A 12,708-nucleotide genomic window follows, 5' to 3' on the forward strand; every position below is an offset into this window, starting at 1 on the left:
CCCTGGCTCTCCACCACCGGCTTCCTCGACAAGATCGACGAGAACCTGAAGAAGGCCATGGCCGCCTGAACGGCGACACCGACATAACCACACCATCGGACGGACCCGGCCTCGCGCCGGGTCTTTTCGTTTGCGGGTTGCTCAGCCCAACCGTTGGCCTGTCGGACGGTCGCGCTTTGCGTCGAGCCAATGGCGGATCAGTTGCCGGTATCGCGCGCCGTCGAAGCTTGGGAAATGCCCGCCGTGAACCACGCGGACCGGATAGTCCAATAACCGCTTCATGGAGGCCAGATAGTCGGTGGCGTCGGAGTGGTAGGTGTCTTCAATCAGCGGACCGTCATAGAGAATGTCCCCGGAGAAGAGGATACCCGTCCTTTCCTCCCACAGCGCAATCCCTCCGGGCGAATGGCCGGGCGTGTGGACGACTTCGAAATGCCGGTCGCCCAGGTCGATCACGTCGCCGTCCTGCAGGATCCGCGTGGCCGGCGCGGCCATCACGCCGTAGCATTTCGAGCAGTAGGGCTCGGGCGGCAGCGCGTCGAATATGTCGTCGGTGACATAGGGATCGGCGAGCGTATTGGCACGTGTCGGCTGTGCGAGAAGCTCGGCTTCCGCCGCGTGGACCGCCCGGCATTCGAATTCGTGATGGCAGCCTATGTGGTCGAAATGGGTGTGGCTGGCGACTGCAAGCAGCGGGCGCTCGGTAACAAGCGGTACCCATTCCCGCAGCGAGACGACACCCATGCCGCTGTCGACCAGCATGTCGGAATCGCGCCCGCGCACATGCCAAATGTTGCAGCGATAGAACTCCTTGATGTGTGGCTCGCAGATATAGGTAACGTCATCATCGAGACGGGTCACGGCATACCATTTGTCTGCTGGAATTCTCTGCATTGCCTCTCCTTTACGCCGCAGCCAGTGCTGTCACGGCGGAGGGATCGAGCGCAAGGGGGATGCGCTCGCCTGGCGTCACCGTGGATGCTTGCGGCATATGCGCGACGAGGCTCAACTCATTGGCCGCCATGGGGGCGAGATGACACCTGAAGTGGGTGCCGAAAAACGCGGCGGAGGTGATGTGCGCCTCGCCCAACCGAACCGCCGAGTGACTGGCTGCTTCGCAGAAATGCTCGGGCCGGATGCACAGCGTCACGTGGTCGCCGGGCGCCGGCTTGCCGCTGATGAAATTCGCGGCGGGGAGGACGACGGTTCCGACCGGCGTCTCGACCCGGGCACTGTCATTGGCCGCCTCCCGCACCCTGCCTTGCAGGAAGTTGACCTCGCCCATGAAACCGGCGGAAAAGAGCGATTTCGGCCGCATATAGATTTCCGACGGCGCGCCCAAGTCCTCCACTTTTCCCTGGTTCATCACCACGATGCGGTCGGCGATGGCCATCGCTTCCTCCTGATCGTGGGTGACATGGACGAAGGTCGTGCCGACGCGCTTCTGGATTGCCTTCAGTTCGTCCTGCATCTGCCGGCGAAGTTTCAGGTCCAGCGCGCCAAGCGGTTCGTCCAGCAAAAGCACGTCGGGATCGACGGCAAGGGCGCGGGCGAGGGCTACGCGCTGCCGCTGCCCGCCGGACAGTTCGTGTGGCTTCTTTCGGGCGGCAGACTTCAGGCCGACGAGATCCAGAAAACCCATCGCCTTGTCGTCCCGCTCGCTCTTCGGCAAGCCACGCATTCGCAGGCCGAAGCCGACGTTGTCTATGAGACGCATGTGCGGGAAGAGCGCGTAGTCCTGAAACATGGTCGTGGTCGGCCGGCTGGCGGGCGCGACGCCCGCCATATCCTTTCCGCCGATCAACACCGATCCGGCGGTCGGCGTGGTGAAGCCGCCCAGGATCGACAGCAGGGTCGTCTTTCCGCACCCGGACGGCCCCAGCAGGACGATGAATTCGCCGGCATCGATATCGAGCGAAACGTCGTCGAGCGCCTTGAACGGGCCGTAAGTCTTGGTGGCATTGCGGATGGAGACGGATGCGGTCATGATTTGCGGCTCCTGCCGAAAAGAGCGAGTTCGAGCACCAGCAGCACGGCGACCGAAACCAGGAAGACGAGCGAACCGATGGCGTTCGTCTTCGGGTTCAGGCCGGAGCGAAGCATGCTCCAGATTTCCACCGGAAGCGTCACGTCGAAGCGCGACAGGAGGAAGGCGATGATGAATTCGTCCCAGCTGAAGGTGACCGAAAGGAAGAACGCGGCCATGATCGAAGGCATCAGCATGGGCGCGGTAACCAGCGTCATCACCTTGAAGTCGCTGGCGCCGAGATCGCGCGCTGCCCGCTCTATGTTGATGTGATGATCGCCCATCGAGGCGTAGATGACGGCAAAGCAGAGCGGCAGGTTGATCACGACGTGCCCGATGCCGACCGTCCACAGCGACAGGCGAATGCCGAACGTGTTCAGCACCGCGAGCAGCCCGAGCGCGATGATCAGGTAGCTGACCGTCATCGGCGCGATCAGCAGGCCGCGCTGCAATGCCGACCCCGGCAGCTTGTATCGCGCCAGCGCATAGGCGGCCAGAAAGCCGAGGGTGCAGGCGACGACGGAGGAGGTCGTCGCGACCAGGAAGGAATTGGCAAGTGCCGCCGTCAGCTTGCGGTCGGCGAAGACTGCCTCGTACCATTGCAGCGAGAAGCCGTTGAACGGCGGCACCGGCAGCCGCCCGTCCTGGAACGAGAACAGCACCAACACAGCAACAGGCAGGAATATGAAACCGTAGATGCAGGCCAGATAGAGCCAGCTCAGGCAGGAGCCGAGCACACGCTTCAGCCTGCCCTGATGAAGCAGAACATCTGAGGTGCGCGCCTGTTGGTCGAAAGCCATCGTCATGCCCTTTCGATCTTCAGCCAGCGCGCGCAAAGCACATAGGCTGCCGTGACGGCGAGCATCAGTATGATGGAAAGGGCGGCCGCCATCGGGAAGTCGGCCCGCCGGCCAATCTGCAGCATGATGATCTGCGGGAGGACAAGCTCGTTGTTGCCGCCGAGGATCTGCGGCGTGATGTAGTCGCCGATGCAGAGCACGAAGGTCAGGAAGGCGCCGGTCATCACGCCGGGCAGCGTCAGCGGCAGGATCACATGCCAGAAGGTCTGGAACGCATTGGCGCCGAGGTCGGCGGCGGCGCGGCGGTAGTTCGGCGAAAGCTGTATGAGGTTGGAATAGATCGTCAGCGTCAGGAGCATGACGAAGAAATGCACGAAGCCGATGACCGTCGCGGTGCGGTTGCTGGCGATTTCGAGCGGTTCGGAGATGAGGCCGATCCCGAGCAGCGCCTGATTGATGACGCCGCCCTTCGACAGCAACAGCAGCCAGGAATAGGAGCGGACGACATAGGAGGTCCAGAACGGCAGGATGGCCAGGATAAGCGCCATCCGCTGCCAGCGCTTTGGCACCCGTTCGGCGATGATCCAGGCCAGCGGATAGGCCAGCAGCACCGAAAGCACCGTCACTGTCAGGGTGATCTCGAGCGAGTTCGTCAATCCCCGGAGCAGGGCACTTTCGCTGAAGAAGCGGGCGTAGTTGTCGAGGTTCCAAACACGCAGGATATCACGGCCCTGCCGCGACCACAGGCTCATGGCGGCCATGTAGAGAAAGGGAATGACGAAGAACGCAACCGTCCAGAGGAGGGCGGGGGCGACGAGGGCCCAGGCCTTGCGGCGTTCCGATTGCTCAAGGGTGGCGGTGGTCATCGTCATCGTCCAACTGGTGTCCGCCTGCTATCCCCGGTCGCAATTCTGCTACAGCATCCGCCTCACAGCTTGCGAGAGGTCGGCTATGCTGCTTGTGCAGCCGCACGGACAGGGCCTGCACAGGGTTGCGCATACGCCCGCCCCTTCCACGCGAGAAAGGGCAGGCGGGCAGAGGTTCCCCTCACTGCTGCATCATGTTGGTCCAGGCATCCTGCATCTTCTGGTCCAGTTCCGCCGTCGGGATCGGATAGAGCTGGGTGTTCTTCAGATAGGCGGGCTGGTCGTCCCAGCGCAGCGCCTTCTTCTGCTCGTCGGCCAGATGCTCGCCGGCCTTCTGGTTGGTCGGCATGCCCCAGTAGCACGACGACGTCGCAAGGCGGGCCTGACCCTCCGGGCTGAGGATGTATTGCACGAACTTCAGTGCCAGGTCAGGCTTCTTGCTATCCTTCATGACGCCGATGGACTGCGCCCAGCGCATCGCGCCCTGCTTTGGCACGATCCAGTCCAGGTCCGGCTTGTCCTTTGCGAGCGAGGCGGTGATCCACTCGCCGCCGCCGACGAGAATGTCCACCTCGCCCGTCGCAAGCGCCGTCTGGGAGGAAACCACGTCGCTTACCTGCTTAGACACGGTCTTCATCGCCGACAGCTTTTCTTCGATGGCCGGCATGTCGGCGTCGGAAAGGTCGGCGGTCTTCTTGCCGAGGCCGAGCTGCACCAGGCCGATCATGGGCAGATAGTAGTCATAAAGGGCGATGCGGCCCTTGTACTTGTCCGACCATATGACCGAGAGGTCTTCCATGTCCTTTGGGTCGACCTTGGTCTTGTCGAAGGAAATGGTGTTGTAGCCAAACTTCTCGGTCACGGCATAGGTCTTGCCGTCCTTGGTATTGTTTTCCTCCATGCGGAGTTCGGGAAAAAGGTCGGCGGTAGGCAGCGCGTCTGCGGGCATCTCTCCGAGCAGCCCCATATCGATCACGCGATGCACGTCGACCGCGTCCACCACCATCACGTCCCAGTCGCCGGGCTGCGATTGCTCCAGGATGGAGAGGCCGGCGCCGGTGCCCTCGTATTCCTTCAGGTTGACCTTGACGTCGTTGGCCTTTTCGAAGGGCTCGATCAGCGCGGGATCGGTGTGATCGCACCACACGAGCGCATTGAGCTCGTCGGCAGCGGCCGCCTGTCCCGCCGCAAGCGCTGCGAGGGTGAATGCTGCAACCGAAGAGAATAGCCGGCATGAAGCGGCCCTTGAATGAGATCTGTTCATCGTTCTGCCCTCTGGTTTCGGCGCTCGTTGCGGCGCCTTTACAAAAAGATTGAATGAGTTCATTTTTCAAGTCAATCTGAAAATTGAAGACATTCAAATAAAGGAATGGCGGGTGACCGGACTGCGCGCAAGACAGAAGGCCGACAAGAACAGGCGCATGCTGGAGGCGGCAACCAGGCTCTTCCGCGAGGTCGGCTACGATGCCGCGCGCATCGAGGACATCGCCGAGCGCGCCGAAGTCTCGGTCGGAACCTTCTACAATTACTATGAGAACAAGGGCGACATGCTCGTTGCCACCGTTGCCATGGAGGTCGAGGAAGTGCTGGAGGCGGGAGAGCCGATCGTCGCCAACCCGCCTGCCGATACGCTGGAGGCGCTGTCGGCGCTGATCAACCAGTACTACGACCACTCGCTCGTCTACCTCAGCAAGGACATGTGGCGGACGGCGATGGCGATCTCGATCCAGCAGCCCGACACGCCCTTCTCCAGACGTTACACCGAACTGGACCGCGCTCTCTGCCGGCAGGTGTCCACCCTGATCCAGCGGCTGCAGCAGCGCGGCGTCGTGATAATGGGCGTCGATACGGCCGCAGTCGGCGCCATGTTCTTCAATAATCTCAATATGATGTTCACGGAATTCGTGCGCGACGAGGCGATGTCGCTGGAACGACTTAAGGACGACGTGGCGCGCCAGAACAGGCCGCTGGCGACCTTGATAAGCGCACCGCAACAGCAGGCATGATCGGGGAGGAACAATGAACTGTGCAATAGACGGCGTAACAGCAGCAGCCGACCGGCTGGTCGGGGCGTTCGGACGCCATGACGTCGAGGCGTATTTTGCAGCATTTGCGGAAGATGCCACCTTCATCTTCCACAATCTCGATCGCGTTTTGACAAGTCGTGACGCGTATCGGGCGGAATGGCGGCTTTGGGAGGAGCGCGATGGATTTCGCGTGCTCGGGTGCCGTTCGAGCGAGCAGCGGATCCAGCTTGCCGGAGGCACCGCAATCTTCACGCATCGCGTGGAAACACAGGTGGAATTCGGCGGCGAACCGATGGAGACCGAAGAGCGGGAAACGATCGTGTTCCAGCAGGATCAGCACGGCGCGTGGCTAGCCGTGCACGAGCACCTGTCGAAGGCCGGTTGAATATTGCCTGAAAACCTGGCGGCATCGCCCCGATCGAAGATCGGCGACAGGCCGCCGCTTTTTGACGGGCACGCTTGATTTCCATGCCGGCATGGCGCATCTGCGAAACGTCGGCACGCTTTGTGCCGGCGCGGTCTCAATGCGGTGGCGGAATGAAACCAAGCGGATTGAACGTACTGGTCATAGACGAGAACCGGATTCGCGCCGCCATCATCGAAGAGGGACTGCGCGACGCCGGCTACGACCAGATCACGGTGATCGACGAGATGCGTGGACTGGCCCGGCGCATTGCCGATCTCAATCCCGACGTCATCGTCATCGATCTCGAAAATCCCAACCGCGATATGCTGGAGAGCTTTTTCCAGATCTCCCGTGCCGTGAAACGCCCGATCGCCATGTTCGTCGATAAATCCGACGAGGCCTCGATCGAAGCCGCCGTCGACGCGGGCGTCTCGGCCTACATCGTCGACGGATTGAAGCAGGAGCGCGTCCGGCCGATCCTGAAAATGGCGATCAGCCGCTTCAACGCCTTTTCGCGGCTCAACCGCGAACTGGAGGAGACCCGGGGCGAGCTGGAAAACCGCAAGCTGATCGACAGGGCCAAGGGTTTGCTGATGCGCTCGCGCGGCCTGTCGGAAGACGCCGCCTACGCGCTGCTTCGTCGAACGGCCATGAACCAGAACCGCAAGATCGTCGAGATCGCACAGAGCCTGCTTACCGCCGCCAGCCTGCTCGATCCGGGAGCCGAGGAATGACGACAACACATCACATCACCGCCGGCTTCCTTCCGCTCCTCGACAGCGCCCTGCTGGTCGCGGCCAGGGAAAAGGGCTTCGCCGAAGCCCAATCGGTGGAACTCACGCTGGTGCGCGAGCGGTCCTGGGCCACGATCCGGGACAGGCTTGCGGTCAGTCATTTCGATGTTGCCCATATCCTTGCGCCGATGCCGATCGCCTGCAATCTCGGCCTCAGCGCCCCGGCACCGAAGATGGTGGTTCCCATGGCGCTCGGGCTTGGCGGCAATGCCGTCACCGTTTCCGCAGCCCTTTGGGACGCGATGGCGGAATGCGGCGCGACTGACGACCTGGATGCCCGCACGAGCGGCGCAGCACTGCGACGGGCCATCGATAGCCGAAAGGGAGAGGCGCTTCGCTTCGGCGTCGTCCATCCCTATTCCGCACACAACTATGAACTGCGCTACTGGCTGGCAGCGAGCGGCATCGATCCCGACAGCGAGATCGAGATCGTTGTCCTGCCGCCGCCCGACATGGGCGATGCGCTGGCGTCCGGCCTCATCGACGGCTATTGCGCCGGCGAACCCTGGAACACGTTCGGCGTGCTGAAGCGCAGCGCTCATCTTGCAACCGTCAAGGCGGCGATCTGGAAGTCCAGCCCGGAGAAGGTCCTCGGCGTCAATGCGCGCTGGGCGGAAAGCCATGGCGAGGCGCTGGATGCCCTTCTGAGAGCGCTTTACAGCGCGTCGCTCTGGTGCGCGGAGCCGGAAAATCACGAGGAGCTGGCCAGTCTGCTGGCCGACACGTCCTATGTCGCCCGGCCAGCCGAACTGCTGTTACCGGCGTTGAAGGGGCTCCTGCCCATCGGCGCCGGGCAAACGCGGGTCGTAAAGGACTTCTTCGTGCCGAACGCCAAGGCGGCCACCTTCCCGTGGAAAAGCCATGCGCTTTGGTTCTACACCCAGATGGTTCGCTGGCACCAGATCGAACATACGGCGGAACATCAGAAGATTGCGGGCGGAACCTACCGCCCCGACATCTATCGGAACGCCATGAGGTCGCTCGGCGTAGCACTGCCTTCTGCCAGCGCCAAGGTGGAAGGGGCCTTGCGCGTCGAGACGCCGGTCGGATCGAGCGGCGCCCTGACACTTGGTCCCGACGGCTTTTTCGACGGCAGCCTGTTCGATCCTGACGACATCACTACCTATATCGCCGCGCAACTGGGATCGTAGGCCGTGCCCAATTTGCGTGCATTGCACAAATTTTGGATCGATTTCTGCATCCGATCGGCTCGGTCCATCGACCACCAAGGGCGCGGCTGCCGCTAAGATCACGTAAAAACAATTACTTGCAGAATCTGGCACGCACCTTGCTTTTAACCTAGCAGGCCCCCGGGCCACGAATTCGGCGTCCAACGACGGGCGCCTCCAGCAAAGCCGCTGATCAGGATAACTCGCGCGCCTCTTTGGGTGCATGCGTGGCCTGGCCAGCGGCTTTTTGTTTTTCAACCCCCAAGTTGGATCGGCACGACCTTGTCGGGCCAGGGAGAAGCCATGCCTGAAAACACCCAAGCCATGTCCGCCGGCGAACCGGCCAAAGCATTGTGGATGTCCACGCTCGCCTTCACCATCTGTTTCGCCGTCTGGACGATCTTTGCGATCATCGGCGTCCGTATCAAGCAGGACCTCAGCCTCACAGAGGCCCAGTTCGGCCTCCTCGTCGGCACCCCGATCCTGACCGGGTCGCTCGTGCGCATCGTGCTCGGCGTCTGGACGACCCGCTACGGCGGCCGCCTCGTCTACACGCTGACCATGCTCGCCGCGGCGGTGGCGACCTTCCTGCTCTCCTACGCCACCACCTATCCGCAGATGCTGCTCGCCGGCCTCGGCGTCGGCCTGGCCGGTGGCTCGTTCGCCGTCGGCGTCGCCTACATCTCGCCGTTCTTCCCGGCACAGAAGCAGGGCACCGCACTCGGCATCTTCGGCGCCGGCAATGTCGGCGCGGCGGTGACGAAGTTCGCAGCCCCCTTCGTGCTACTCGCCTGGGGATGGCAGGCCGTAGCCCAGATCTGGGCCGCAGCCCTCGTCGTCATGGCGATCGTCTTCTGGTTCACCACCACCGACGACCCGGCCTACCGCGCCCGCCGCGAGAAGGGTGCCGCACCGCGCAGCCTCGCCCAGGAATTCGCCCCGCTGAAGAACGCCCAGGTCTGGCGCTTCTGCCTCTACTACTTCTTCGCCTTCGGCGGGTTCGTGGCCCTTTCGCTCTGGCTGCCGCGCTATCTCGTCGGCGTCTACGGTTTCGACCTTGCCGTAGCCGGCATGATCGCCGCTGCTTACTCGATCCCCGGCAGCATTTTCCGCGCCTTCGGTGGCGTGCTGTCCGACAGGAAGGGCGCCCGCAGCGTCATGTACTGGATGTTCGGCGTCTCGGCGGTCTCGACCCTGATCCTGTCGCTGCCGGCAGGCGTCACGCCCACCGTCTTCATCGTTGTCGTCTTCGTGCTCGGCTTCGTCATGAGCCTCGGCAAGGCGGCCGTCTACAAGCACATCCCCGTCTACTACCCCGACAGCGTCGGCGCGGTCGGCGGCGTCGTCGGCATGGTCGGCGGTCTCGGCGGCTTCGTCCTGCCGATCGCCTTCGGGCTTTTGAAGGACGCAACCGGCCTGTGGTCGAGCTGTTTCCTGCTTCTCTTCGCCGTCGTCGCCGTCTCGCTGATCTGGATGCACGTTTCGATCAGGCAGATGGAGCGCCGCAGCCTCTCCGTCTCCGCCGTCGCCGCCACCTGATCCGAGGAGCAGAACTATGACCGAGAAACTTGTCATCATCGGCAACGGCATGGCACCGGGGCGCATGCTCGAGCACCTGTTCGAAAGGGCGCCCGGCCAGTACCAGGTGACGATCTTCAACGCCGAGCCGCGCGTCAACTACGACCGCATCATGCTCTCGCCGGTGCTCTCCGGCGAGAAGGACTACGAAGAGATCATCATTCACGGCGACGGCTGGTACATCAAGCACGGCATCACCCTCTACAAGGGGCACAAGATCATCAACATTGATCGTGCCAGGAAGACCGTCACCTCCGACCACGGCGTCACCGAGAGCTATGACAAGCTGGTGATCGCCACCGGCTCCGTGCCCTTCATCATCCCGGTGCCGGGCAAGGACCTGCGCGGCGTCATCACCTACCGCGACCTGGACGACGTGCAGGCGATGCTGCTCGCCGCCCAGTCGCGCGAGAAGGCCATCGTCATCGGCGGCGGCCTGCTCGGGCTTGAGGCTGCAGCAGGCCTTGCAAGCCGCGGCATGGATGTCACCGTGCTGCACGTCATGCCGACGCTGATGGAGCGTCAGCTCGACCCCGCAGCCGGATATCTGTTGCAGAAAGCAGTCGAAGAGCGCGGCATCAAGGTCATCTGCAAGGCCAACACCAAGGCGATCGTCGGCGATGGCAAGGTGGAAGGCATCGAACTCGACGATGGCCGCATCATCCCGGCAACGCTGGTCGTCATGGCGGTCGGCATCCGGCCGAGCGTCGGGCTGGCCAAGGAGGCCGGCCTCGCCGTCAACCGCGGCATCGTCGTCGACGACGGCATGCAAACCTCCGATGGCAGCATCTGGGCGCTCGGCGAGTGCGCGGAAGTCGGTGGCATGGTCTACGGCCTCGTTGCGCCCCTCTACGAGATGGCGCGCGTCGCCGCCTCGCATCTCGCAGGTGACCATTCGGCCACCTTCGTGCATTCCGATACGCCGACCAAGCTCAAGGTCACCGGCATCGAGCTCTTCTCGCTCGGCGATTTTGCGGACGGCGACGAGCGCGAGGAGATCGTGCTGCGCGATGCGTCCGCCGGCGTCTACAAGCGGCTCGTGCTGAAGGACAACAAGATCATCGGTACCGTGCTCTACGGCGAGACGGCCGACGGCGCCTGGTTCAACGACCTGAAGAAGAAGCAGACGGACATCTCGCAGATGCGCGAGACGCTGATCTTCGGCCAGGCTTATCAGGGAGGGTCGCCGCTGGACCCTATGGCGGCCGTTGCAGCCTTGCCGGATGACGCGGAAATCTGTGGCTGCAACGGCGTCTGCAAGGGCAAGATCACCTCGTCGATCACCTCCAAGGGCTTGACGTCGCTTGATGATGTGCGCGCCCATACCAAGGCATCCGCCTCCTGCGGCTCCTGCACGGGTCTCGTCGAGCAGCTGATGACGCTGACGCTCGGCGAGAGCTACAACCCCGCCGCCGTCCAGCCCATGTGCGGCTGCACCGATCTCGGCCATGACGACGTCCGCCGCCTGATCAAGGCCAAGGGTCTGAAATCCATTCCTGCCGTCATGCAGGAACTGGAATGGAAGACCTCGTGTGGCTGCGCCAAGTGCCGCCCGGCGCTGAACTACTACCTCGTCTGCGACTGGCCGGACGAATATGCCGACGACTACCAGTCGCGCTTCGTCAACGAGCGCGTCCATGCCAACATCCAGAAGGACGGCACCTATTCCGTCGTGCCGCGCATGTGGGGCGGTGTCACGAATGCAAAGGAGCTGCGCGCCATCGCCGACGTGGTCGACAAGTTCGACGTGCCGCTGGTCAAGGTCACCGGAGGGCAGCGCATCGACCTGCTCGGCATCGAGAAGGAAGACCTGCCGGCCGTCTGGGCCGATCTCGGCAAGGCCGGCTTCGTGTCCGGCCAGGCCTACGCAAAGGGCCTGCGCACGGTGAAGACCTGTGTCGGCTCGGACTGGTGCCGGTTCGGCACGCAGGATTCGACCGGGCTCGGCATCCGCATCGAAAAGTTCATGTGGGGTTCCTGGACACCGGCCAAGCTGAAGCTGGCCGTCTCCGGCTGTCCGCGCAACTGCGCCGAGGCGACCTGCAAGGACATCGGCGTGATCTGCGTCGATTCGGGTTTCGAGATCCACTTCGCCGGTGCCGCCGGCCTCGACATCAAGGGCACGGAAGTCCTCGGCCTTGTCAGGACGGAGGACGAGGCGCTGGAGCACATCGTGGCGCTGACGCAGATGTACCGCGAACAGGCCCGTTATCTGGAGCGCATCTACAAGTGGGCCAAGCGCATCGGGCTGGAAGAGATCCGCCACCAGATCATGGGCGATGCGGACAAGCGCAAGGCGTACTACGACCGTTTCGTCTTCTCCCAGAAATTCGCGCAGGTGGATCCCTGGTCGGAGCGCGTCTCCGGCAAGGACAAGCACGAGTTCCAGCCGATGGCATCGGTCGGTTTCAACGAGGCCGCGGAGTGATCTCCTTCTTCCCGCGGGCGGGGAGAAGGCGCCCGAAGGGCGGATGAGGGGCAGCGGTTCGAGAAATTGCCCCTCACCCTGGCCCTCTCCCCGCAAGCGGGGGGAGGGGACGAGCAATCCCATCGACAAGGATCGAGACCCATGAACTGGTATCCCATCGGCAAAATCGAGGACATCCCGCTGCGCGGCGCGCGCTGCGTGAAGACGCCGCAGGGCAAGATCGGCGTGTTCCGCACCGTCGAAAACGAGGTCTTCGCCATCGAGGACCACTGCCCGCACAAGGGCGGCCCTCTCACCCAGGGCATCGTGCACGGCAAAGCCGTGACCTGCCCGCTGCACAACTGGGTGATTTCGCTCGAAACCGGCAAGGCGCTTGGTGCCGACGAGGGCGCCGTCCGGTCGATACCCGTGAAGAACGAGGACGGCGCGCTCTCGATCGCGCTCGAAAGCCTTATGATGGCGGCGGAGTGAGGAAGTATGGCGATGGTCACCGCACCTCATCCGGCTACCGCCACGCTCTCCCCGACTGGACGGGGAGAAGGCCGCTGGAGCATCGACATCGCCACACTCTCCTCCCTGCCTGCGGGGAGAAGGTCCCCGCAGGGGGATGAGGG

Annotated in this window: 12 protein-coding genes; 7 read left to right on the forward strand and 5 right to left on the reverse strand. The window is 63.2% G+C overall.

Annotated features, from left to right (window positions below):
* Positions 1-141: 141 nt before the first annotated feature.
* From HV823_RS19025 to HV823_RS19045, 5 genes are all read right to left on the reverse strand, one after another.
* Positions 142-894 (reverse strand): MBL fold metallo-hydrolase, encoded by a 753-nt coding sequence (locus HV823_RS19025; protein WP_176951326.1) that lies wholly within the window; start codon positions 892-894, stop codon positions 142-144.
* A gap of 10 nt (positions 895-904) precedes the next feature.
* Positions 905-1,987, reverse strand: coding sequence for an ABC transporter ATP-binding protein (locus HV823_RS27370; protein ID WP_176951327.1), 1,083 nt, complete (start codon positions 1,985-1,987; stop codon positions 905-907).
* Entirely contained in the window at positions 1,984-2,826 is an 843-nt protein-coding gene (locus tag HV823_RS19035) for an ABC transporter permease (protein ID WP_176951328.1), read from the reverse strand. The genes HV823_RS27370 and HV823_RS19035 overlap by 4 nt, the downstream gene beginning before the upstream one ends.
* A 2-nt stretch (positions 2,827-2,828) precedes the next feature.
* Complete coding sequence (locus HV823_RS19040; protein WP_176951329.1) at positions 2,829-3,692, reverse strand: ABC transporter permease; 864 nt, start codon at positions 3,690-3,692, stop codon at positions 2,829-2,831.
* 181 nt (positions 3,693-3,873) lie between these two features.
* Positions 3,874-4,956 (reverse strand): extracellular solute-binding protein, encoded by a 1,083-nt coding sequence (locus HV823_RS19045; RefSeq protein ID WP_176951330.1) that lies wholly within the window; start codon positions 4,954-4,956, stop codon positions 3,874-3,876.
* 112 nt (positions 4,957-5,068) lie between these two features.
* Here HV823_RS19045 and HV823_RS19050 point away from each other — a divergent pair, with 112 nt between their 5' ends.
* From HV823_RS19050 to nirD, 7 genes are all read left to right on the forward strand, one after another.
* Complete coding sequence (locus HV823_RS19050) at positions 5,069-5,698, forward strand: TetR family transcriptional regulator (protein ID WP_176951331.1); 630 nt, start codon at positions 5,069-5,071, stop codon at positions 5,696-5,698.
* Between the two features lie 13 nt (positions 5,699-5,711).
* Positions 5,712-6,104: a YybH family protein gene (locus tag HV823_RS19055; protein ID WP_176951332.1), complete on the forward strand. Its 393-nt coding sequence runs from the start codon at positions 5,712-5,714 to the stop codon at positions 6,102-6,104.
* Between the two features lie 152 nt (positions 6,105-6,256).
* Positions 6,257-6,859, forward strand: coding sequence for an ANTAR domain-containing response regulator (locus HV823_RS19060; RefSeq protein WP_176951333.1), 603 nt, complete (start codon positions 6,257-6,259; stop codon positions 6,857-6,859).
* A complete protein-coding gene (locus HV823_RS19065; RefSeq protein ID WP_176951334.1) occupies positions 6,856-8,070 on the forward strand; it encodes a CmpA/NrtA family ABC transporter substrate-binding protein in 1,215 nt (404 codons plus the stop codon). The genes HV823_RS19060 and HV823_RS19065 overlap by 4 nt, the downstream gene beginning before the upstream one ends.
* Positions 8,071-8,391: 321 nt before the next feature.
* Positions 8,392-9,627 carry an MFS transporter gene (locus HV823_RS19070; protein ID WP_176951335.1) on the forward strand — a complete coding sequence of 412 codons (1,236 nt, stop codon included), beginning with the start codon at positions 8,392-8,394 and terminating at the stop codon, positions 9,625-9,627.
* Between the two features lie 16 nt (positions 9,628-9,643).
* A complete protein-coding gene (nirB, locus tag HV823_RS19075; protein WP_176951336.1) occupies positions 9,644-12,094 on the forward strand; it encodes a nitrite reductase large subunit NirB in 2,451 nt (816 codons plus the stop codon).
* Positions 12,095-12,235: 141 nt separating this feature from the next.
* The gene (nirD, locus tag HV823_RS19080; RefSeq protein ID WP_176951337.1) at positions 12,236-12,565 is read left to right on the forward strand and encodes a nitrite reductase small subunit NirD; all 330 of its coding nucleotides are present in this window, start codon (positions 12,236-12,238) and stop codon (positions 12,563-12,565) included.
* The last annotated feature ends 143 nt before the right edge of the window (positions 12,566-12,708 follow it).

The organism is Mycoplana rhizolycopersici (genome assembly GCF_013378445.1).
Classification (GTDB): Bacteria; Pseudomonadota; Alphaproteobacteria; order Rhizobiales; family Rhizobiaceae; genus Mycoplana; species Mycoplana rhizolycopersici.

Coding starts and splice junctions, on each gene's coding strand:
- HV823_RS19055 (WP_176951332.1), top strand. CDS start 5,712: ATGAACTGTGCAATAGACGGCGTAACAGCAGCAGCCGACCGGCTGGTC.
- HV823_RS19040 (WP_176951329.1), bottom strand. CDS start 3,692: ATGACCACCGCCACCCTTGAGCAATCGGAACGCCGCAAGGCCTGGGCC.
- nirD (WP_176951337.1), top strand. CDS start 12,236: ATGAACTGGTATCCCATCGGCAAAATCGAGGACATCCCGCTGCGCGGC.
- HV823_RS19025 (WP_176951326.1), bottom strand. CDS start 894: ATGCAGAGAATTCCAGCAGACAAATGGTATGCCGTGACCCGTCTCGAT.
- HV823_RS19060 (WP_176951333.1), top strand. CDS start 6,257: ATGAAACCAAGCGGATTGAACGTACTGGTCATAGACGAGAACCGGATT.
- nirB (WP_176951336.1), top strand. CDS start 9,644: ATGACCGAGAAACTTGTCATCATCGGCAACGGCATGGCACCGGGGCGC.
- HV823_RS19045 (WP_176951330.1), bottom strand. CDS start 4,956: ATGAACAGATCTCATTCAAGGGCCGCTTCATGCCGGCTATTCTCTTCG.
- HV823_RS19070 (WP_176951335.1), top strand. CDS start 8,392: ATGCCTGAAAACACCCAAGCCATGTCCGCCGGCGAACCGGCCAAAGCA.
- HV823_RS27370 (WP_176951327.1), bottom strand. CDS start 1,987: ATGACCGCATCCGTCTCCATCCGCAATGCCACCAAGACTTACGGCCCG.
- HV823_RS19065 (WP_176951334.1), top strand. CDS start 6,856: ATGACGACAACACATCACATCACCGCCGGCTTCCTTCCGCTCCTCGAC.
- HV823_RS19035 (WP_176951328.1), bottom strand. CDS start 2,826: ATGGCTTTCGACCAACAGGCGCGCACCTCAGATGTTCTGCTTCATCAG.